The sequence below is a fragment of the Dongshaea marina genome, from assembly GCF_003072645.1.
GTDB lineage: Bacteria > Pseudomonadota > Gammaproteobacteria > Enterobacterales > Aeromonadaceae > Dongshaea > Dongshaea marina.
Genome location: NZ_CP028897.1, coordinates 1103656 through 1124577, shown reverse-complemented (window position 1 = coordinate 1124577; position 20922 = coordinate 1103656). Strand labels below are relative to the sequence as shown.

Genomic DNA, 20922 nt, shown 5'->3' with positions numbered 1-20922 from the left:
CCGTGCACACCCGGGACAAAGCCATGTCGCCAAAAGTGCCGATACAAGAGTTTTGCGCATCCCCCTGACACTGATACTATGGCTGCTCTCATTGAATGGTTTGACGCAAGCCCCTAAGGAAACTGCATCCATGAAGAAAAAAGTTCTCACACTGGCGATGATCGCTCTGGGCGCCTCGGCTCTGAGTGCCTGCTCTCCGGCAAAAGACAGCAACACCGCGACTGCAACCCGTAGCGACGAGCAGATCGGCCAGATCGCGGCACAATACATCATCGATCATCCGGAAGTGCTGATCAAAGCGAGCCAGAAACTGCAGCAGCAGGAGATGGAAAAGCAAACCGCTCAGCTCAAGCAGACCGTCCTGGATAACAGCCAGAAGATCATCAATGACCCACTCACCCCTGTGGTCGGCCCTAAAGATGCCAAGGTAACCGTGGTTGAGTTTTTTGATTATCAGTGTGCCGTGTGCCACCAGGCTTACTCAGTGGTTGAGCAGTTGATGAAGAACAACCCTGGCGTGCGCTTTGTCTTCAAGGAGTTCCCAATTTTTGCCCAGCGCTGGCAGGCATCGGGCTATGCCGCTGAGATGGGTATGTATGCCTACCAGCAGGGTGGATCCAAGCTATACATCCAATACCATGATGCCGTGTTTGCAAGCGGTAAGGATGAAGGTGCCCTGACGGTGAAGGATATCAATAGCATCGCCACCAAGCTTAAGATCGATATCACCAAGGCAGAGAAGGAGATCAAAGATGGCTCCCTCAATGGCCGGGTAATGAGTAACCTCAAGTTTGGTCTGCAGACACTGCAACTGCGTGGAACCCCAGCCTTTATCGTGATGCCAACCAAGGGTGCAAATCTTGAGAGCACCACGGTTTATCCGGGCTACGCACCACTGCCTCAGCTGCAGCAAGCGATCGACAAGGCAACCAAAGCCTGATCCAGCTATCAGGATGGTGACTTCGTTCACCATCCTGGTTCCCGCCTAAAAAACCACCACTTCATCAGAATCTTCTGACTCTTTGCGCAAATCGCTAGTTTTCAACGATATTTTTTTTTACCCTAACAGCCGTTATTCTCAGGGCGGGGTGTAACTCCCCACCGGTGGTAACCCGATGAACCGGGGAGCCCACGAGCAACCTGCCTGTGCCGATTCTTCATCCCTTGAAGAAAATCTTTCTATCTGCACGGGCCCAGGCTGCAGATCTGGTGAGAAACCAGAGCCGACGGTAATAGTCCGGATGAAAGAGGGTAAGACAGTCGTTCAGCCAGCTCGCAGCTCCGTTGCGTCCATGCTGCCTTCCTATGCCCTGATTCTGGTAAATCATGATCTGTCTAAAGGAGTTATTACCATGAATCAGTTTGAAATCGATGCCTTCGGCACCCCGCTCGAGCGGGTAGAGCGTGCTCTTGCAGCCCTTCGAGAGGGGCGCGGCGTGGTCGTCGCCGATGATGAAGACAGGGAGAATGAGGGGGATCTCATCTACCCTGCCGAGACCCTGACCCCGGCGCAGATGGCGCTGATGATCCGCGAGTGCTCCGGAATCGTCTGCCTGTGCATGACCGAAGAAAGACTCAATCAACTTAAGCTTCCGATGATGGTGGAGCACAATACCAGCGCCAACCAAACCGGATTTACCGTGACCATAGAAGCGGCCCGGGGGTCACCACCGGGGTTTCAGCCTCCGATCGTGTAACCACAATAAAAGCCGCCATTGCCAAAGATGCGAAGCCTGGCGATCTGTGTCGTCCCGGCCATGTGTTCCCTCTCAAGGCTCGCAATGGTGGTGTCCTGGAGCGCCGGGGTCACACGGAAGCGACCTGTGATCTGATGCGCCTTGCTGGCTACCAGCCAAGCGGTGTCTTGTGTGAGCTTACCAATGAAGATGGCAGCATGGCGCGACTCCCGGAGCTGCTGGCCTTTGCCAAAAAGCATAAAATGCCATTTTTGACCGTCGAAGATCTGGTTCTGTATCGCCAGACCCAGGCCGACAAGGTGCAAGAGCCAGAGGCGGTCGCCTAATCTATTTGAAAGAGGAAGCAGATGATGCTCGATGTATCTGAGCTAAGACGTGAATATACCCAGGGCGGACTACGTCGCAAGGATCTGCCCGAACAGCCCCTAGAGCTCTTTGAGCTGTGGCTACGCCAGGCTTGTGAGGCAAAACTCACCGATCCGACCGCCATGTGTGTCGCCACCGCCGATGCCAGTGGCCAGCCGAGCCAGCGAATCGTGCTGCTCAAACACTATGATGAAAAAGGCTTTGTGTTCTATACCAATCTGGGGAGCCGCAAGGCCCAGCAGCTGGCTGAAAATGACAAGATCAGCCTGCTGTTTCCCTGGCATCCGCTGGACAGGCAGGTTCACATCATGGGACGTGCCGAGAAGCTCGGGAAACTTGAGGTGCTCAAATACTTTAATTCCCGCCCCAAAGACAGCCAGATCGCGGCCTGGGTCTCCCAGCAATCAAGCCGGATCTCGGCCCGTGGTCTGCTGGAGGCTAAGTTTCTGGAGTTCAAACAAAAGTTCTCCAAGGGTGAGGTTCCCCTGCCCTCCTTCTGGGGTGGCTATCGGGTCGTGGTTGAGAGCATCGAGTTCTGGCAAGGAGGTGCCCAACGTCTACACGATCGCTTTGTCTACAACCAGGCCGATGAGGTGAGCTGGGAGATCGAGCGCCTCGCCCCATAAGGTGTTTTGACCTGCGGTCCGCTAATTTGTGCCTGTGGCACATTTGCCGCTGCCGAGCGGCGGCGGGTCAGGGGGACTGCTCACCCAGTCCCCCTGACAACCCCGAGGGTGCCCCCGATTTGCATCATTCCTCAGAATAACAGGTTCTTAGAGGTACGCAGATACGAGCATCCCTGCTCAGTTCTGCTTTCAGGATATCCATATCCTTCAACCTCAATCCCCTGCGCTATTCTTCGGTGCAAATCAAAGGGGGAGAAAACCTGTGAGTTACTACCGTGATGAAACCTACGGCTTAACCCTATTCTGGTTTCAGCTCTGAAAAGAAACTTCAAAAGACTCTCTGGAAAAGTACCTTTGTTACTGAATCGAAGAGAGGAAGTTCCCCCCGTGAGCGAGCGCCGAGGCGAGCTATAGATTTGTGGCTTGTGCTTTTCGAGGCAGGATGCCGAGCTGCGTAGCTCTGCGGAGGGACTCGCAGCGCGAAGCGAACTTTTGGTTACGTTTCTTGACAGAAAAGTGACTCGCCAGTCGGGCGAGACCGACAGTTGCCACGCAGTGGCAAACAGTCATCCTCAGGACATAAAAAAGCCTCACTATTGAAACAATAGCGAGGCTGGAGATGAGCTCTCTGCAAGGCAGCATAGCTCATCCACCGCAAGCTAAAACCAGCCGAGTTTTAGCCTTGGGCTGCCACCGCATCCAGGGCGCGATAACGCTTGATCATCTGCAGGCTAAAGCCCACCAGCAGCACCATCATCAACATGGATGCCCCGAGAGTCATTTGTCCCTTCATCGGCAGCAGTGACACGATGAGAGTCACTGCACCCGCCCCCAGGTTAGACATGCCACCCAGGATTGCCCCAGCGGTTCCCGCCTGCTGAGGGAAAGGCTCCACCGCCCCCGTGGTTGCGGTTGGAAACAGAGCGCCCGCTCCCACAAAATAGAGGGTGGCACCGCCAATGATGGTTTCCACGTTCACCAATCCCATCAAGCCTGGGATCAGGGTGACCAGGGCCCCGGCGGCCAGAAAACCGATGCCAAGATTCAGAAGGTTCTGGTGCGACACCCGGTTTGCCAACTTACCCACCAGCCAGGAACCAAACAGGGAGCCTGGCAGAGGCACGATAAACAGCAGGCTCACGGTCTCACTGCTGAGCTTAAGCACATGTCCAAGCAGCACCCCTGCAGCAGATTCAAACAAAACCACCCCTGCAGTCACGGCCACCAGGCACAGCAGGTAGCCCTGAAAACGAACATTACCCAATACATAACGATAGCTGGCGATCATGCACTGGTTGCCCCGAGCCTCCTTGGGCAGGGTCTCTTCATACTTAAATCCCATCACCAACAGGGTGATCGCACTGAAGATAAACAGGAACCAATAGCTGGCGGTCCAGTTCATATGCACAGTCAACCAGCCCCCCAAGATCGGCGCCAGTAGTGGTGAGACAATCAGACCCATGCTGACCAGGCTGTTGGCTTTTTGCAGCTCAGCACCGGTAAAGCGATCGCGCATCGCGGTACGGCACATCACGCCCCCGCAGCCGATCCCCATCCCCTGGATGAAGCTACCAATCAACAGAACGCTCAGAGAGCCAGCCGCCACGGTTATTCCACTACCCAACAGGTAGATGCTGACACCAGCCAGGATCACCGGGCGACGACCGATGCGATCGGATAGTGGCCCATAGATAAACTGCGAAAAACCGTAAGTAATGAGATAGACCGCCATTACCGACTGTAAACGCCCCGGCTGAACCATGAGGTCCCGGGCCATCTCACTGATGGAAGGAACATACATGGTCTGCGTCATCTGCCCAACGGCAACCAGCATTACAATCAGAGTAAACAGTGAATAAAAACCTTTGCTGCGCATAACACTGATCCTCCTCAAATCTTGTAAAACACAGACAAAAATGCCCCTCCTTGCGATCGAAAAAAGATGCAAAGAGCGCGAGTTTAGGGTGCAGAGATCAATAAGATCACTGCAAAATTAAATAAAACAGTTCAGGCTCTTTAACTCATCAGAAGATGTTGGATAACACCAAAAGAGCCGGGCCGGACGGCCGTTGGCTCCCCGAGCCGGGGAGCTGCGTGCATAATAGTGAAGCAGATCACATCTGGCAATCAAAAAATAGACGAAAACTTATAATTTATCGCATTAGTTTTAGTAATCTAACTAAATGACTGATCCAAATAGTAGATCACTTAGACAGCCGCTGCGGTATGTTCAGGCAGACCCATTGTGTCAGGGATGACGCAACAGAGCCTCCATGGCTGGGCTCATGGCGGCTCTACGTGCACATTTCGGCAGGTGTAGCGATATTAGGATCAACTAGTTAGAAGTGGTAGCTATACCCAAGCTCCCAGCTATCAAACCCGTCGTTGGGATCCTTCAATCCCCCATTCGAGGTGTGGGTCAAACGGGCAGAGATATCGTGGTGTCGCACCCGCAATCCGATGCCAAAACGAGATTCAAATTGGTAATGGGAGCCCAGATTTTTACTTCCAATCGAATCCCCGGAAAGATAGACAGGGCCAAACCCTGCCTCAACATAGGGGTGCCAATAACCCTGGGTGAAAAAACGATACTCAGCAACGGGGGCATACCCCACAGACCAGAGGTTATTTGCATCACTATTCCAGTACCCCACCCACAGCTGCTGCTTGGCATAAAGTGCCCCCACATCACTACGCAGCCAGCTCTTAGAAAAGTGCTTTTGCACCGCAAGCTTGAGTACATCGGTCGAACCACTGCCATGCCCGGCAGACAGGACCAGGGCCGAACTTCCCCAGGCTGACCATGAAGCGACGATACATCCGAATAATGCGACTATCCATTGTCTTTTGCCCATAACATCATCCTTACAACTTTTCCTCACTCTACCCTCGATGATTTAGCACCAGTAGCCCAGGCTACTCATGCTCCACCAGGTAAAGATCCTTGCTCAAATGAACATCCATTAAATTATTCCGATATCCCCCGACATAGGGTTTCACCAACCGAACCACCACATAGTGATATACCGGAGCAATCGGGGCTTCCTTAGCTAGTAAACTCTCTGCCATCGCGTAAAAGCGAGCCCTTACCCGCCCCCCAAACTGTCCTGCGCTTTTTTGCAATAAACTGTCATAAGTCTTGGAACACCAGCGAGGGATATTTTCGCTTCCTCCGCAGATAAACAGAGACAGCATGGATGAAGGCGCATAATAGTCGGCAACCCAGCCCAGCCGGGCCACATCATAATCTCCCTGCTTGACCAGCTTTCGATAATCACGCCAGGGTTCCTCCTTGAGAGTCACCTCGACGCCCAGTACTTCACGCCAGCGCTTGGCGATCGCCTGCGACATCTTGCGATGACTCTCGGCAAAGTTATAAAGAAGCTCAAACTTCAGGGGCTTTTCAGCATTAAACCCGGCCTGCTGATAGAGTTCCTTAGCCAGCTTGTCCCGCTCGGCCTGGGTCATCTTTTCCCATTTCAGAGTTGGATAGATAAATCCCGGCATCCTGGGAGGAGTAAAGCTATAGGCAGGCTTTTGTCCCTCTGCAAGTACCGTCTGAGTGATGTAATCCCGATCAATGCTATAAGAGAGTGCCCGGCGAACCCGAAGATCATCAAAGGGTTTGCGCTTTAGGTTAAAGCCGATATAGGTGATCCCCAGCATGTCGTCGACCTTGAGTTCATCCGGGTAAAGTCGCTTGAGCTCCTGGTAGCGATCCAAAGGAACACTAGCCGTATAGTCACTCTTTCCCTCCAGGTAGCCCTTCAACTGCTTGTCGGGGGAGGTCTGAGTCAGATATACCACCTTGTCGATTACCGTCTGTCGATTATTCCAGTAGTGGGGATTACGCTTGAGCTCGAGCCGTTTACCGCGCTGCCACCAGCTAAGCCGATAGGCGCCGTTCGATAGCATGCGATCGGGCTGGGTCCACTTATCCCCGAACTTCTCGACCAAAGCTTTGGGGACGGGAAACATCGCCGGGTGCGAGGTCATCCCTACGAAATAGGGCACAGAGCGATCCAGACTCACCTCCAGCTCATAAGGAGACAGAGCCTTCACCCCCAGGGCTTCTGGCTTTTTCTGACCATGGGTGATGGCAAAAGCATTTTTAATGTGAGCAAACTCAAAATAAAAAGCGTAGCTTGACTCATTTTTGGGATCCACGACCCTGCGCCAGGCATACACAAAATCCTCAGCAACCACAGGCGTTCCATCCGACCAACGAGCATCCTGGCGCAATACAAACCGGTAAACCCTGTTTTGCTCAACACTCCAACTCTTGGCCACCCCGGGGATCACCTTGCCTTCGGGGCTATAAGTCACCAGCCCCTCAAACAGATCCCAGCTGGTATAAACCTCAGCCTTGGAGCCGATCTTTTGTGGATCTAAATTATCAAGCTTATCCCCCACATCACGAACCAGCTGCTGTTGCTGCGCAAGCTTGACCCCGGGAGGAGCATCGGCGAAAAGCGGCAGGGCCGCAAAGAGCGACAGAATAGCGCCCCATAAGAAAGCAGTAGCTAGCTTTAACATCCTTCCCCTCACCCTCCTCACAATGCCCGACTCAGGTGGAATACTGGTTACCTAAAAAGTGTAGCTGCTCCTGCCAGGCTCTGTTGATGTTCCGGGGTTACTCTATGCTTAGTGTTATTTTTGCTACTGAAGAGAGGCACATCCCGGGAGCGTTCTACAAACCACATAAGGTGAGAATGTTGGATGGTCAATCATGAAACCCTGAAGAATAGAGTCCATAAATGGCCAGTAGAGGAGTCCAACCACAAAGGTGACCAGGGACAGAAAGATCGCTTGCAAAATCCTGACAGACTCGTATCATCTCGCCGCTTGTTTGCTGCAATATCGGACTGCGTCATGGCCCGGTTTCGCATCCCCCCAATCACATCAGAAAGAGCTTAAGGTGGCTCAGGGACTCTCTGATGAACCTCCCATAGGAGCCCATCATGGAAAGTACCGCGACAATTTCCCCATCAGTCACATCGGATAGCCCCAGCCCCCGCAGGTCCTGGCGATGGCCCCTGGCAGCCACTGTGATGATCATGATTGCCACCTCCCTCACCCAGGCAAGCCCCCTGGTATGGGTCAGTAGTATCACGGGGATCATCTTTGTCACCAGCCTGGCCCAGGACTATAAGCACGCCAACCTGTTTGGCGCCATCTTCTCGGTGACCCTGGCCATCCTCTCGTTTGAGGCGAACTTTTTTGGCAATGCCCTGATGAACATCCTGTTTTCGGTGCCAGTGTCTCTTTACGCCTGGTATCGCAGCAGCCGCCCCAGTCCAGGCCGCTATACCCTCACCCTTCCTCAGGCGATCGGCTGGGGAGCTCTATCGGTGATCCTACTGCTATGCTCTATCTGGTTTTCGGTTCACAGCGGCTCCTTCATGCCCATCTATGATGGCATCAGTACCATGCTACCGATCATCGCCCTGGTGATGATGGCTTTTCGTCTCAAGGAGCAGTGGTGGATCTGGCTGCTGTTTAATGCCTTGGAGCTGGTGATGTGGTTTAAGGCATCCGGGATCCAACAAGGACTATGGGCGGTGTTTGCGATGAAGGTGATCTTTCTGGTGAACTCGGTAATCGGCTTGATTCACTGGTATCGAAGCGCTCAGCAAAGCTAGAACTCTTTCGGATTAATCAGAGTCATCATCTTCAGCTCTACTAAAAGAATTTCAGGCTTTGCAAAGCAAACCTTCTGCAGCAAGGGTGTAGCTGCATAGCAGCGAAACGAGAAGCAGGGTGAAGTTGTGAAGCAACTGAACGAGAGGCAGGGACGCCGAACTGGGAAGGATTATCATGGATGATAATCGGCATTGCGAGTCAACGTGTAAAGCCTGAGATTGATCACAGCGTTGCCTTCATTTATGGAGACAACGGTCTAATAATCCCCCCATCGTACACTGTGGCGGGGAAGGCTCTCACTCTACACTGCTTTAAGCTTCCCTGATGGAGGATTTTTTCTTTTTCAACACCCGGTTGGCCAGACGGCAACTGCAGATCAGGCGCTGCTGCTCATCCAAAATATCGATCTGCCAGACTTGTGAGCTCTGCCCCAGGTGTAGTGGCCTGGCTCTTCCGGTCACCACTCCCCGTCGCTTGGCTCGGATATGACTGGCGTTGATCTCGGTTCCGACACAGTAGCTATCCGCCTCGACACACATGTTGCCAGCCACCGACCCCAGGGTCTCTGCCAGCACCACCGAGGCTCCACCATGCAGCATTCCCAGGGGCTGGTGAGTTCTTGAGTCCACCGGCATGCTCGCCTCCAGTGACTCCTCCCCCTTCAGCTGATACTTGATTCCTAAGTGTTCGATCATGGTGTGATCCGACATCTGATTGAGGCTCTCGAGGGTAAAGTCTTTCTTCCAGATACTCATGGGTACAACTCCAATAAGGCTTGTAGTGGATGTTTGAGCCTTAAGGTATCAAAACGTTTAACCTGAGAGCGACAGGAATATCCGGTTGCCAGGCACAATTTCGGATCCAATTCAGAAAGCTTAGGCTGCCAGCTTTGCTGATAAATCGTCTCGGAGTAGCCTTTCTGGGCCTGCTGATGCCCGTAGAGACCGGCCATCCCACAGCAGGAGACTGATTGTGGCAAAAGGTTTGCGCCCGTCAACTTAAAGAGCTTTTGCCACTGGGTTTCACTTTCGGGGCACAGGCTACGCTCGGTGCAGTGGGAGAAGAGATAGTAGATTTGGCTAGTGACCTGCTTTGGCAGCTTCTCACTGTTTTTGATGAGCCACTCCTGGGCCATCAACACCTCAAAAGCACCCCGCGCATCTCCCAGCGCCTTTTGATACTCATCACGAAAACAGAGCACCAGCGCCGGATCAACTCCCAGCATCGGGATCCCGAGACGATGCAGCCGATTTAGCATCTCGGCGCAGCGCAGCGCCGTCTGTTTAAAGGGCCCCAGCATCCCCCGGATATGCAAAGCCTTACCATTGCCGATAAAAGGCAGCAGCAGGGGGGTCTTGCCAAGCCTTTCGATCAGAGCCAACAGATCGCGCACCACGGGTGCCTCATAGCTTGAGGTAAAAGGATCCTGCACCACCACCACCAGTGACTTTCGCTCCGCCTCATCGAGCTGCTCTAACTGATTAATATCCGCAATCCCAAAGCCCTGTTGATGGGCCAGCACTGGGAGTGGCGGTGAGCTGAGCTCCGGTAGGTCCACCATCCCCGACAACCGGCGCACCATCGATTGCATCCAGGGCTGCCCCTGTAACCAGTTGCTCATATCCGGCGCCCGACACAGCCACAGATTGATGCTCTCTAAGAAGCGCACTCCCAGATCGCCAAGAGGCCTTGGGTAGCGACTGTAGTAGAGATTCAAAAAGCGTGAGCGAAGCTCGGCAATATCCACCCCCACCGGACACTGACCGGCGCAGGCCTTACAGGCAAGACAGCCCTGCATCGCCTCTAAAATCTCGTGAGAGAAATCATAATCACCACGCCGCTTTCCCCAGGCGGCTTTGAGCCGACCAAACAGGGCTCCCAAGTGGAGGCCGGAACGAGTCTCCAGCCACTGCTCATTGATTAGGGGCTGGTAGCCCTGCTCCGAGAGGGTTCGTAGCCACTCACGCATCAGGGCAGCGCGCCCCTTGGGGGAGTGACGCCTGTCACCCCGGGCCCGCATCGAGGGGCACATCAGGGCTCCCGGTTCAAAATTAAAACATAGGCCATTGCCGTTACAGTCCAGCGCCTCAGAAAAACTCTCCCGCACAGCCAGCGGGATCTGCCGGTCAAACTCGGCGCGCATCACACCATCCACCGCCACCAGCTCAGCCTCACTATCCAGCGGGGTACAGATCTTCCCTGGATTGAGACGATTTAGCGGATCAAACAGGGATTTTATCCGGCGCAGCTCCCGATAGAGGGTCTCACCAAAATAGTGAATACCATATTCACTGCGATAGCCCCGGCCATGCTCTCCCCACAACACCCCCCGATATTTTCGGGTCAGAGCCATCACCTGATCCGAGATGGTGCGGAGTACCTGCTGCTGGGAGGGATCACACAAATCAAGGGCCGGGCGTACATGGAGTACCCCTGCATCCACATGACCAAACATCCCGTAATCCAGCCCGTGACTATCCAGCAGTTTTCGAAACTCCAGAATAAAGTCACAGAGCTTCTCGGGAGGGACCGCGGTATCCTCCACAAAGGGCACCGGCTTAGCGGCACCTGCGTGTTTGCCCAGTAAACCTACCGCCTTTTTGCGCATCCCGTAGATGGCGCTAATCGCCTCGGCTAAGTCACAGCGCTGGTAACCCAGCACACCGGCTTGTTGGGATGTCTCAGCCTGATCGAGAAGGGTGATGAGCCCGTCCAGACGCCGCTGTTGCTCCTTAAGATCTGAGCCTGCGAACTCCACCATGTTGAGGCCGGCAAACGCCAGATCATTCTCAACGCCAAGGTAATCCGCAACCTTAGCCCATCCGGAATCCTTGCGGGCCAGCTCCAGAACCAGTGAGTCCATGGTCTCGACCGACAGGGCCTGACATTCCAACAGGGCTGGCGCATGGCGCAGCGCCGACTCAAAGTCCCGGTAACGAATACACAGCAGGGTCCTGTATTTTGGAACCGCAGTCAGATTGAGCTTAGCCTCGGCGACCATGGCCAGGGTTCCCTCGGCGCCACAAATAAGACGCGAGATATCCAGGGTACCACTCTCGGCCCGGTAGAGGTGCCTGAGATCATAGCCGGTCAAAAAACGATTGAGCTTAGGAAAGTGCTCGGCGATCAGCTCCTGGTGACTGCTTACTATCCGTGTGAGTTCGGAGCAAAGCTCTGCAAGCCTGCCCGGCTGCCCCTCAAGGACAGACAAAGCTTCCCTGTCCATTAGGCTGGTTTCAAGGAGGCTGCCATCGGCCAGGACGCAGCCAAGCTCCAACACGTGATCACTGGTCTTGCCATAGACCAGGGAGCCCTGGCCGGAAGCGTCGGTGCTGATCATCCCCCCAATGGTGGCCCGGTTGCTAGTTGAAAGCTCGGGAGAGAAAAACAGTCCATGGGGTTTAAGCTCGACATTGAGCCTGTCTTTGACGATCCCCGCCTCGACCCGCACCCATCCCTCTTCGGTATTAATCTCAAGGATCCGATTCATATGCCGGGAGAGATCAACAATCACCCCCGGGCTCAGAGATTGCCCATTGGTGCCGGTACCTCCCCCCCGGGCACTGAAGGTGATCGACCGGTAGGTCGCCCGGCTCGCAAGAGTCATCAGCAAAGCCAGATCCTTACGATCGACCGGGTAGAGCACGCCCTGACACAGGCATTGATAGACACTGTTGTCGGTTGACATCACCAACCTTGACCCATAGCTGGTCTCTATATCCCCGCGAAACTGCTCTCGCTCCAGGAGGTTGAAAAAATCCTGATACAGAGGGTCGATGGCCGGGGGGTATCCAATCTGGGAAGGGGTTTCATTGAGCTCTCCATGTCAATGGTGATGAGTGGTGGCTAATGAGATCATCCGCTGAAGTGGATGAGCAACGCAGTGTGGGTCACCAGGGAGTGACTAAGACAGGTTCACAAGGGCGGATATAAAAAAGGCCGACACAGGTGCCGGCCTAATCGTCCCTACAGGGTGATCACATCAAACTTCACTTCAGGATCAACATCGGCATCATAATCGACGCCTTCACAACCAAAACCAAACAACTTGAGGAATAGATCCTTATACAGCTGGTAGTCGGTCATCTCCATCAGGTTTTCTGTGGTGATCTGTGGCCACATCTCGCGGCAGGCATTTTGAACCTCGTCACGCAGCTCCCAGTCATCCATCCGGATGCGTCCGGCCTCATCGGTCGGAACCTCATTCTGGTACAGGCGGGTGTGCAGCATCCGGCTGATCTGCTCGATACAGCCCTCATGAACCCCCTGCTCACGCATGATCTTAAATGCCATCGACAGGTATAGTGGCATCACAGGAATCGCCGCGGAGGCCTGAGTCACCACAGACTTAAGCACGGCAACATAGGCTTCACCACCCAGCGGCTTAAGGCGCTCGCCCAGCTCACGGCTGGCCCGATCCAGATCCTCTTTCGCCTTACCCAGGGCGCCATGCCAATAGATAGGCCAGGTGATATCGGTACCGATATAGCTGTAGGCTACCGTCTTGGCACCTTCGGCCAGTACACCAGCATCCGCCAGGGCATTGATCCACAGCTCCCAGTCCTGACCACCCATCACGGTCACAGTATCAGCAACCTCCTGCTCGGTCGCAGGCTCAACCTCGGCATCAATGATCACATCTTTATTGGTATCGATCGCCGTCGAACGATACACCTCACCGATCGGCTTGAGCGCGGAGCGGATCACCTCACCTGTGTCTGGCATCTTACGAACCGGAGAAGCCAGTGAGTAAACAACCAGGTCGATCTGTCCCAGATCTTCCTTGATGAGCTCAATCACCTTGTCACGGCACTCATGAGAGAAAGCATCCGCATTGATGCTCTTGGCATACAGACCCTCTTCATGGGCCGCCTTATCGAAAGCCGCCGCATTGTACCAGCCGGCAGAACCCGGCTTTTTAGCGGTCGCAGGCTTTTCAAAAAAGACACCTATGGTGGACGCGCCGCCACCAAATGCAGCCGAGATCCGTGATGCCAGTCCATAGCCGGTGGATGATCCCACCACCAGTACCCGCTTGGGGGCATCGGCAATCGGTCCCTGTTTCTTCACAAAATCGATCTGCTCGCAAACATTGGCCTCACATCCGCTTGGATGGGTAGAGGTACAAATAAAGCCGCGAACTCTAGGTTTAATAATCATGCTAATGTCAGCCCATCTAGCCAAATACAAACAGCTATATAAGATACCTGATTCCTGAGGATTTGTAAGATGAAATCTATTCCCGATGAGCTCTGTGCCCTATAATCGGGGATTTGATCCGGCAAACACTCTCTATGTATCAGCTCAGGCCCTACCAGCAACAAGCGGTCGATGCCGCCGTCGCTCACTTCAAAAAAAGCCGTAAACCCGCGGTTGTCGTGCTGCCTACCGGGGCCGGTAAGAGCCTGGTAATCGCCGAGCTTGGCAGAAAAGCCCGGGGACGGGTGCTGGTGCTGGCTCATGTCAAAGAGCTGGTCGAGCAAAATCATCAAAAATTTGAAAGCTACCGGCTTAAGGCCGGGATCTTCTCGGCGGGCCTGGCCCGCAAGGAGAGTGAGCACAAGATAACCTTCGGCAGCATCCAGTCGGTAGCCTGTAATCTTGATGCCTTCAATGAGCCCATCTCCCTGCTGATCATCGATGAGTGCCACCGCATCTCTCTGAATGAAGAAAGCAGCTACCCCTTGGTGATCAATCACTTCAAAAAACTCAATCCACAGCTATGTGTTCTCGGACTGACCGCAACTCCTTTTCGCCTGGGGATGGGCTGGATCTATAACTACCACTATCACGGCATGGTGCGCACTCTCGCCCCACGCCCCTTCTACCGATGTATCTACGAGCTGCCGCTGCGTTATATGCTTCAGCATGGTTACCTGACCCCTCCCATGCTGGATGATACACCGCTTATTCACTACCAGTTTTCGGAGTTAAGTTGCGCCGAGGGCTTTTTTAAAGAAAAAGAGCTCAACCAATGCCTGCAAACCCAGAAACGAATCACACCGCTGATCATGGAGCAGCTCCTGGAGAAAGCCAGCGATCGCCGGGCTGTGATGATCTTTGCCGCCACGGTCAAACATGCCCGGGAGATCCTCGGTTTTTTGCCTGCCAACCAGTCGGCGCTGATCCTGGGAGAGACAGCAGAACATGAACGCGATCAGCTGATCCAGCGCTTTAAGCAGCAGCAACTGAAATTTCTGGTCAATGTTGCGGTACTGACCACAGGCTTTGATGCACCTCACGTGGATCTGATCGCCATCCTGCGCCCCACCGAGTCGATCAGCCTCTACCATCAGATCATCGGCCGGGGACTAAGGCTCAGTGAGGGGAAAAAAGATTGTTTGATCGTAGATTATGCGGGTAATCGCTACGATCTTCACCAACCCGAGGTAGGCGAGCTGCGACCGCCGGGCAATACCGAACCTGTTCAGGTGCTATGTCCTGCCTGTGGATTTGCCAACACCTTCTGGGGACGATTAACCGAAGATGGCACCATTATTGAGCATTTTGGCCGCAAGTGTCAGGGATTTCTCGATGATGATGAGGGCGAAATAGAGCTATGTGATTATCGGTTTCGTTTTAAGGAGTGCCGGGAGTGCGGCGCCGAAAACGATATTGCAGCAAGACAGTGCCACCAGTGCCAGGCCACCCTGGTCGATGCGGACAAGCAGCTTAAAGAGGCGCTCAAGAGCCAGGATACTCTGGTGATCCGCTGCTGTGGCATGAGTTTTAGCGCGGAGCAGGAGAAGCTCACCATCCACTATCATGATGAGGATGGTGCTGAGCTGAGCGAATCCTTCCGCCTTGATAGCCCCCAGGACCGCAGAGAGTTTCAACAAGGCTTTTTACGCTTTCACTGGCGCTCTCCTGGAAATGAACCTGAATTCCATAGCTGTAGTCAGATCATGGCGCTGCAATCTATGTTCAGAGCTCCGGATTTTGTAATCGCCAGGATGCAGAAAAAACGACGAATTATCTGTGATAAATTATTTGATTATCAGGGCCGTTATCGACGCGCCTACGAGCTAAGCTAATGAAGAGGTGCGTCCTATGAACCGTTTTTTGCTACTGTTGTTATGCCTGCCGGTGTGGGGAGCCCTGGCGACTCCGGTTCCCGGTTATCGACTCTCACTGATCGTTCAGGGGATTCATTCGGCCAAACCCGAGTTCTCCGTCAACCACGACGAAAGAATGCAGCCCGCCAGTCTGCAAAAACTCCTCACCGCAACCGCCGCAGCCATTGAGTTAACCCCCGACTTTCGCTATCAAACCACCCTCACCGCAGATCCTTCCCGAATTAAAGGAGATACCCTTGAGGGCGATCTCTACCTTAATTTTACCGGGGATCCCGAGCTCAGCCGGGCACAACTCAGGGAACTATGGCAACAGCTCAAAGACAAGGGCATCCGCAAGATCACCGGCAACCTCTACCTGATGGATGGGATCTTCAGTGGTTACCCCAGAGGCCGAGGCTGGGCCTGGGATGATCTTGGAGTCTGCTTTACCGCACCCAGCAGTGCCATCATCATTGATCATAACTGTGTCCAGGGAGCCCTCTATCCAACAAAGCTTAATGAAAAAGCCAGGTTACACATTCCTGATTTTCAACCCATTCATGTGCAGAGTGAAGTAATGACTCTGTCAGCCGAACAGGCAAAGCAACAGTTCTGCTCACTGGATCTCAAACGCCTGGATAAAAATCGTTACTGGCTCAGCGGCTGCATGCCTTTGCAGGAAAAACCCTTACCCCTTAATTTTGCAGTCAGCAACCCAAGTCTTTTCGGCAAAGATGTGGTGATCGGGCAGCTGAAGAAGGCCGGGATAACTCTTAAGGGGAAAGCCATTATCGCCCACCAGCTCAAAGGTCCGGGTACAACCCTGGCATGGGTTCAGTCTCCTCCCCTCAAAGAGATGGTCACCACCATGCTCAAGGAGTCCGATAACCTGATCGCCGATGCCCTGCTCAAAACTCTGGGACACCATTACTTCAAACAGGCAGGTAATTATCGAAATGGGGTTGCGGCAATGAAAGTCATTTTACAGAAAAAAGCGGGCCTCACTCTGACCCATACCCCACTCGAAGATGGCTCTGGACTCTCCAGTCGTAACCTCATCTCGGCTCAGCAGCTGATAACCTTACTGCGTTATATCGCCATAGATATGCCCTGGCTCAAAGCGGCGCTGCCGGTCGCCGGTATGGATGGGACTCTCAAATACCGCTCCGGCTTTACCCAGGCCCCGCTCAAGGGCGATGTCCATGCCAAAACCGGCACCATGGCTCATGTCTCGAACCTGGCAGGCTTTATTAAAACCGAATCCGGTAAGGAGAAAGCCTTTGTGCTCATGGTCTCCGGCCTAACCGGCCCCACGGATGAAAGTTCAGCGGCGATTCGCCACTATGCGCGCAGCATCTCCCAATATGAAGCCAGCATTCTTGAGATGATCTATTACGGAGATCCAATCGATATTTACGATTAAAACATTTGAGGATTTCGACTTTACCCAATAATCTGAAAGGTTATACTGCCCAAAAACCTGGATGGGAGATCCCTATGTTTGTAGTTATTTTTGGCCGCCCCGGCTGCCCTTACTGTGTGCGCGCCAAGCAGATCGCCGAGCAGCTGACCGAAGAGCGTGATGACTTTAAATTCCGCTATATCGATATTCACGCTGAAGGGATCAGCCAGGCCGATCTGGAGAAGACTATAGGTAAGCCGGTGAGCACTGTGCCTCAGATCTTCATCGACGAGCAGCATATCGGTGGTTGCAGCGAGTTTGAAACCTACGCCAAAGAGCACCTGGGACTCTACGAGTAACTCCCAGCTCTCCTTTGAATTAAAAAAGCGCCTTACCTGGCGCTTTTTTATTATCTCCTCTAACCTATCGCACCAATGCGATGAAAGCGAATGCCGGTCGGTATCCAGTGAGGCAACCAGGAATCTGCCGAATGATCAAAGGTAAAGCTCATCCAGATAAAGCTTGCCTTACCGATTAGGTTCTCTTCGGGAACGAAGCCCCAATAGCGGCTATCGTCGCTGTTATCCCGGTTATCTCCCATCGCAAAATAGTGCCCCTTAGGAACAACCCACTCACCTATGGCTGATCCCGGCTGCTGATAATATCTCTGGTATTGCTCCGGTAACATGGGGTTACGCAGCATCTTGTGACTCACAGTGCCAAGTTGCTCCTTAAACTCATAGAGGGGCATCCCAAGCTCGGTGAATCGGGTCGGCCCAATGTACTGCTTTGCTATCTCATGAAGCGAAGGACAAACCTTGGCACCATGGCAAGCTGGCTTAATATACAGAGTCTTATCACGATAGATAATAGTGTCACCGGGAAGCCCTACGATCCGCTTGATGAGGTCTATTTTCGGATCCTTAGGTGAGACGAACACAGCCACATCCCCCCTCTTGGGCTCACCTGTGCTAAAAAATTTATGATGGAAAATAGGATCGCGCAGCCCGTAGGAGAATTTTTGGACCACAATAAAGTCTCCCGGCAACAAGGTGGGTTGCATCGATTCACTCGGGATCTGAAAAGGCTCAAGGATAAAAGAGCGCAGGATCAGCACAGCCAGAATCACCGGGAAAATGGAACGCGCATTGGCAATCCAACCCGGGGTAACAGGGGCATGGCCTACGACCTCCCCCTCTTTAGCTGAGGTTGAAACACCCTCACAAGCTTTCACCAACCTCCGGCGCTTCCAAATCAATTGATCTGCGACATAGATGATTCCCGTGATCAGGGTAACTAACGTAAGAATAAGTGAAAAAAGATCGGCCATATTGGCGATAGAAAACATACTGTTTACCTTCAGCATCAGAATACAAAAACAATGAACTCAGGATCATCAATCCTAAGCAGGTTTGAACTTCGACAGGAAGTAGCCCCCCGAGTTCCCTGAGCATATTCGTACCATTTCAATAGCGAGCTTTTCATTGTGCTGCGCACGGCTGATTCACAGCTTCGCTACATGAGTGTAGGAATCTCCCGACAGCGAGCAAAGGCCGTTCTCAGGCGGCTACCATCCTTATAGCCCTCCCCAGTTCACAGTCCATTGCTCTGGCTACGTTGCTATGCACTTCCACGGCATTAATACATCCTGTATAGCAGGGATACGCCTTCCCCTGATACATAGGGATATGTGAATGCCGCGTTAAACATGGATGTTGTTAGCGGCGAATAGTCCCCTTGCGCCCTGGATCTCGCTTAACCCTCGGTTCACCTGCTGATTGAAGCATCGCGTAGACAGGCCTTCCATGGTCTGGCTACGCTTTCGCAACTTCCTGTTGCTCAACTCCAATCCACTAAGGCTCACCTCGGCGCTCGCTTACGGGGGATTAAACATCCTCTCTTCGATTTGGCTTCTTGGGTTTTATTATTTCGAGGCAGGATGCCGAGCTACGCAGGTCGATGTCGGGAACATCGTTCCGGAGTGAGCCTTTGGTTACTTTGAGCGATACCAAAGTAACTCGACCGCCGGGCGAATACGGCTCTATGGCGAAGCCATAAATATCCGTCCGAAGGACAAATAGTTAAGGTTCGCTTTGTAGCAACAGCGAACTTTTCATTATCCTTAGCATGGCTGCCCGGCAACCGGTAAAGGCATTCTCAGATTATCGGACGAATCAGGAGGATCAAAAAGGGGGCGAATATTCGCCCCCTTTTCATACTCAGCTGTTAGTCATCTATCTCATCGAGATAGGAGCTAACCTCTTCATTCGCCTTGTGCTGTACCGGCTGGTCCGCTGGAATTGCACCATTGGAAACCTTGATCTGGTGAATGGTAGCCTGCTGGTACTGCATATAGGCTCCCTTAGAGAAAGCGTATGGATCGATGGAGTTATCCAACAGCGGCTCCTGAGGGATCAGATCGGCCCGAACGCTCAGCCCCTTCAATGCCAGACGACCCACCTTCATCGGCAGGGTCATCAGGTTGTAGGGAAAATAGAGATCATCAACAACATTACCGGCCAGGTTACGCACCGTGGTTGGACCATAGAAGGGCAACATCAGGTAGGCTCCCTGGCCAATCTCGGCATACCCCATCACATCACCAAAGCTCATGGTGCGCTGAGTCAGTCCCATGTGTCCGGCAACATCGACAAACCCCAGCATGCCAACCGTGGTGTTTAGTACAAAACGCACCAGGTTAACTCCCGCATCCTTAAAATCACCAATCAACAGGTGATTCACCATGCTGGAGGGCTCATTAAAGTTATCGACAAAGTTAGATACACCACTTCGCATCGGCTGAGGCACATAGTCAACATAGCCATGGGCGATGGGCTTGGCAACGTATGGATCAAAGGCATCATAGTTAACCGCCCACATGGCCCGGTTAAAGCCCTGGAAAGGATCGCTTGGGTCGGCCGCAACCGCTTTGACGTGAGCATCCGCCTTTTCATGGCCAAACAACTGCTCATGGGTCAGGGGTTTTGTCGGCTTTTGGGGTTGGCTTGCACAGGCCGCCAGCAGGGCTGCACCTATAGCCATCAGCAACAATCTTGGCAACATCGCCTTATTCATTCGATTCATTATCCAATAGGCAGAGTATAAACAAATAAACCAGGCGCAAAGTAATTTACCCGGAAAGAGGCCTTGGGCCAGCGCATAAGAGTACTTTTCTAAACCGTCAGTTGCAAAGGGTATCCCTCTTAAAATAGGCATTTTTCATATCTTTAGCTCATTATTAAGGTATTGATAAGAAGCTCCGGGATCTTTATTTGATGAATAGGACTTATCTTGGCATCATGATTGGCCCTGCCCTGGCCCTGTTACTGGTTGGCTGTGGGCAGGAGAAATCGCTGCGCTCCATCTGTGATGAGAAGCCCGAGCTTTGCGAGCACCTCAATAAGGATTCCTGGTGCCGCTATGAACGTTCTGATCTTATCCGCGCTCGGTATAACAAAGTCACATCCCCAACGGATCTGCATAAGTATGAGCTGATGAAGGACTATGAAAGCTATATCCACTGCCTGGAGCTGGCGATCCATGTTCAACCCAAAAAGAGTAAAGATAAGCGCTCCGACCGCATCGGCTCTCTGATGTACTCCAACCAGGAGCTCAAAAAGCTGGATACAGAAACTGCCAGTTCAAAGAACCCCTATCTTCTGATGTGGCACTGGACCCGGGATAACAATTCCGATGCCAAGGCGGCCTTCCTGGCCCTTGAAGGTAAAAAGCAGCTGGAAGCAACTGAGCTACAGCTTGCACTTGCCTCCTACTATGCAGAAGATTTTCCTAAAAAGGCACTGCGCATCACCTATCATGCGCTGGAGCTTCTTAAAAAAAATGAACCGATCCCGGCACGGGGTATCCAGGGACTGGTCTCTTTAAATATTAAACTCAAAAACTACAAAGAAGCCCTGGTATGGGCCAACGTCACCAAGATACTCGAGCTTGAGAAGAGTAATATCTCACCGGATCGTCTCTATCGCTATCAGAGCTTCTCTGAAAAAGATCTCAGTGAAATAAAAGAGCAGGCCCAGGTCTACGCCGATCAGCTTGAAGATCGTAAATTCAAGTCGCCAAAATAACCCTGTGGGTCGAGACACAAAATGGGTGCCAGGGCACCCATTTTTCCG

16 protein-coding genes, 1 pseudogene and 1 riboswitch are annotated in these 20922 nt (G+C 52.9%); of the genes and pseudogenes, 8 read left to right on the top strand and 9 right to left on the bottom strand.

Going from position 1 to position 20922, the window contains the following annotated elements; translation table 11 throughout:
• The first annotated feature begins 130 nt into the window (after positions 1 to 130).
• The 3 genes and pseudogenes from DB847_RS05585 to pdxH all read left to right on the top strand — a co-directional run bounded on the left by DB847_RS05585 (position 131) and on the right by pdxH (position 2689).
• A complete protein-coding gene (locus DB847_RS05585) occupies positions 131 to 940 on the top strand; it encodes a DsbA family protein (protein ID WP_108649803.1) in 810 nt (269 codons plus the stop codon).
• A 130-nt stretch (positions 941 to 1070) separates the two neighbouring features.
• A riboswitch (FMN riboswitch) is annotated at positions 1071 to 1257 on the top strand.
• 95 nt (positions 1258 to 1352) lie between these two features.
• A pseudogene (gene ribB / locus DB847_RS05580) lies at positions 1353 to 2023 on the top strand (3,4-dihydroxy-2-butanone-4-phosphate synthase).
• Positions 2024 to 2047: 24 nt separating this feature from the next.
• The gene (pdxH, locus tag DB847_RS05575; RefSeq protein ID WP_199911835.1) at positions 2048 to 2689 is read left to right on the top strand and encodes a pyridoxamine 5'-phosphate oxidase; all 642 of its coding nucleotides are present in this window, start codon (positions 2048 to 2050) and stop codon (positions 2687 to 2689) included.
• Positions 2690 to 3365: 676 nt separating this feature from the next.
• Here pdxH and emrD read toward each other — a convergent pair.
• The 4 genes from emrD to DB847_RS24245 form a co-directional block, all read right to left on the bottom strand.
• The gene (emrD, locus tag DB847_RS05570; protein WP_108649801.1) at positions 3366 to 4565 is read right to left on the bottom strand and encodes a multidrug efflux MFS transporter EmrD; all 1200 of its coding nucleotides are present in this window, start codon (positions 4563 to 4565) and stop codon (positions 3366 to 3368) included.
• 463 nt (positions 4566 to 5028) lie between these two features.
• Entirely contained in the window at positions 5029 to 5544 is a 516-nt protein-coding gene (locus tag DB847_RS05565) for an acyloxyacyl hydrolase (protein WP_108649800.1), read from the bottom strand.
• A 61-nt stretch (positions 5545 to 5605) separates the two neighbouring features.
• Positions 5606 to 7225, bottom strand: a complete 1620-nt coding sequence (locus DB847_RS05560; RefSeq protein WP_108649799.1) for a peptide ABC transporter substrate-binding protein — start codon at positions 7223 to 7225, stop codon at positions 5606 to 5608.
• A gap of 361 nt (positions 7226 to 7586) precedes the next feature.
• Entirely contained in the window at positions 7587 to 7748 is a 162-nt protein-coding gene (locus DB847_RS24245; protein ID WP_159084414.1) for a hypothetical protein, read from the bottom strand.
• Between DB847_RS24245 and pnuC the strand changes: the two genes are divergently transcribed.
• Positions 7747 to 8331: a nicotinamide riboside transporter PnuC gene (gene pnuC / locus DB847_RS05555; protein ID WP_159084413.1), complete on the top strand. Its 585-nt coding sequence runs from the start codon at positions 7747 to 7749 to the stop codon at positions 8329 to 8331. The genes DB847_RS24245 and pnuC overlap by 2 nt on opposite strands.
• A 312-nt stretch (positions 8332 to 8643) precedes the next feature.
• On the opposite strand, the gene DB847_RS05550 is transcribed toward pnuC, so the two are convergent.
• The 3 genes from DB847_RS05550 to fabV all read right to left on the bottom strand — a co-directional run bounded on the left by DB847_RS05550 (position 8644) and on the right by fabV (position 13492).
• A complete protein-coding gene (locus DB847_RS05550; RefSeq protein WP_108649797.1) occupies positions 8644 to 9087 on the bottom strand; it encodes a hotdog fold thioesterase in 444 nt (147 codons plus the stop codon).
• Positions 9084 to 12128, bottom strand: a complete 3045-nt coding sequence (gene ydiJ / locus DB847_RS05545; protein WP_456073088.1) for a D-2-hydroxyglutarate dehydrogenase YdiJ — start codon at positions 12126 to 12128, stop codon at positions 9084 to 9086. Before ydiJ ends, DB847_RS05550 begins: the two co-directional genes overlap by 4 nt.
• Before the next feature lie 170 nt (positions 12129 to 12298).
• Positions 12299 to 13492 (bottom strand): enoyl-ACP reductase FabV, encoded by a 1194-nt coding sequence (fabV, locus tag DB847_RS05540; RefSeq protein ID WP_108649795.1) that lies wholly within the window; start codon positions 13490 to 13492, stop codon positions 12299 to 12301.
• A gap of 134 nt (positions 13493 to 13626) precedes the next feature.
• On the opposite strand from fabV, the gene DB847_RS05535 reads away from it, so the two are divergent.
• The 3 genes from DB847_RS05535 to DB847_RS05525 all read left to right on the top strand — a co-directional run bounded on the left by DB847_RS05535 (position 13627) and on the right by DB847_RS05525 (position 17148).
• Entirely contained in the window at positions 13627 to 15366 is a 1740-nt protein-coding gene (locus DB847_RS05535; RefSeq protein WP_108649794.1) for a DEAD/DEAH box helicase, read from the top strand.
• A 16-nt stretch (positions 15367 to 15382) separates the two neighbouring features.
• Positions 15383 to 16810 carry a D-alanyl-D-alanine carboxypeptidase/D-alanyl-D-alanine endopeptidase gene (dacB, locus tag DB847_RS05530; protein ID WP_108649793.1) on the top strand — a complete coding sequence of 476 codons (1428 nt, stop codon included), beginning with the start codon at positions 15383 to 15385 and terminating at the stop codon, positions 16808 to 16810.
• A gap of 74 nt (positions 16811 to 16884) precedes the next feature.
• On the top strand, positions 16885 to 17148 hold the full coding sequence (locus DB847_RS05525; RefSeq protein WP_108649792.1) for a GrxA family glutaredoxin: 264 nt from the start codon (positions 16885 to 16887) through the stop codon (positions 17146 to 17148).
• Between the two features lie 59 nt (positions 17149 to 17207).
• Here DB847_RS05525 and lepB read toward each other — a convergent pair whose 3' ends face one another.
• A complete protein-coding gene (gene lepB / locus DB847_RS05520; protein WP_199911834.1) occupies positions 17208 to 18119 on the bottom strand; it encodes a signal peptidase I in 912 nt (303 codons plus the stop codon).
• An 896-nt stretch (positions 18120 to 19015) separates the two neighbouring features.
• Positions 19016 to 19864 (bottom strand): MlaA family lipoprotein, encoded by an 849-nt coding sequence (locus tag DB847_RS05515; RefSeq protein WP_234418522.1) that lies wholly within the window; start codon positions 19862 to 19864, stop codon positions 19016 to 19018.
• Between the two features lie 200 nt (positions 19865 to 20064).
• Between DB847_RS05515 and DB847_RS05510 the strand changes: the two genes are divergently transcribed.
• On the top strand, positions 20065 to 20874 hold the full coding sequence (locus DB847_RS05510) for a DUF2989 domain-containing protein (RefSeq protein ID WP_108649791.1): 810 nt from the start codon (positions 20065 to 20067) through the stop codon (positions 20872 to 20874).
• The last annotated feature ends 48 nt before the right edge of the window (positions 20875 to 20922 follow it).

Coding starts and splice junctions, on each gene's coding strand:
- DB847_RS05560 (WP_108649799.1), bottom strand. CDS start 7,225: ATGTTAAAGCTAGCTACTGCTTTCTTATGGGGCGCTATTCTGTCGCTC.
- lepB (WP_199911834.1), bottom strand. CDS start 18,119: ATGGCCGATCTTTTTTCACTTATTCTTACGTTAGTTACCCTGATCACG.
- pdxH (WP_199911835.1), top strand. CDS start 2,048: ATGCTCGATGTATCTGAGCTAAGACGTGAATATACCCAGGGCGGACTA.
- DB847_RS05535 (WP_108649794.1), top strand. CDS start 13,627: ATGTATCAGCTCAGGCCCTACCAGCAACAAGCGGTCGATGCCGCCGTC.
- DB847_RS05565 (WP_108649800.1), bottom strand. CDS start 5,544: ATGGGCAAAAGACAATGGATAGTCGCATTATTCGGATGTATCGTCGCT.
- emrD (WP_108649801.1), bottom strand. CDS start 4,565: ATGCGCAGCAAAGGTTTTTATTCACTGTTTACTCTGATTGTAATGCTG.
- DB847_RS05510 (WP_108649791.1), top strand. CDS start 20,065: ATGAATAGGACTTATCTTGGCATCATGATTGGCCCTGCCCTGGCCCTG.
- dacB (WP_108649793.1), top strand. CDS start 15,383: ATGAACCGTTTTTTGCTACTGTTGTTATGCCTGCCGGTGTGGGGAGCC.
- DB847_RS05525 (WP_108649792.1), top strand. CDS start 16,885: ATGTTTGTAGTTATTTTTGGCCGCCCCGGCTGCCCTTACTGTGTGCGC.
- DB847_RS05585 (WP_108649803.1), top strand. CDS start 131: ATGAAGAAAAAAGTTCTCACACTGGCGATGATCGCTCTGGGCGCCTCG.
- pnuC (WP_159084413.1), top strand. CDS start 7,747: ATGATTGCCACCTCCCTCACCCAGGCAAGCCCCCTGGTATGGGTCAGT.
- DB847_RS05515 (WP_234418522.1), bottom strand. CDS start 19,864: ATGAATAAGGCGATGTTGCCAAGATTGTTGCTGATGGCTATAGGTGCA.
- DB847_RS24245 (WP_159084414.1), bottom strand. CDS start 7,748: ATGATCATCACAGTGGCTGCCAGGGGCCATCGCCAGGACCTGCGGGGG.
- fabV (WP_108649795.1), bottom strand. CDS start 13,492: ATGATTATTAAACCTAGAGTTCGCGGCTTTATTTGTACCTCTACCCAT.
- DB847_RS05550 (WP_108649797.1), bottom strand. CDS start 9,087: ATGAGTATCTGGAAGAAAGACTTTACCCTCGAGAGCCTCAATCAGATG.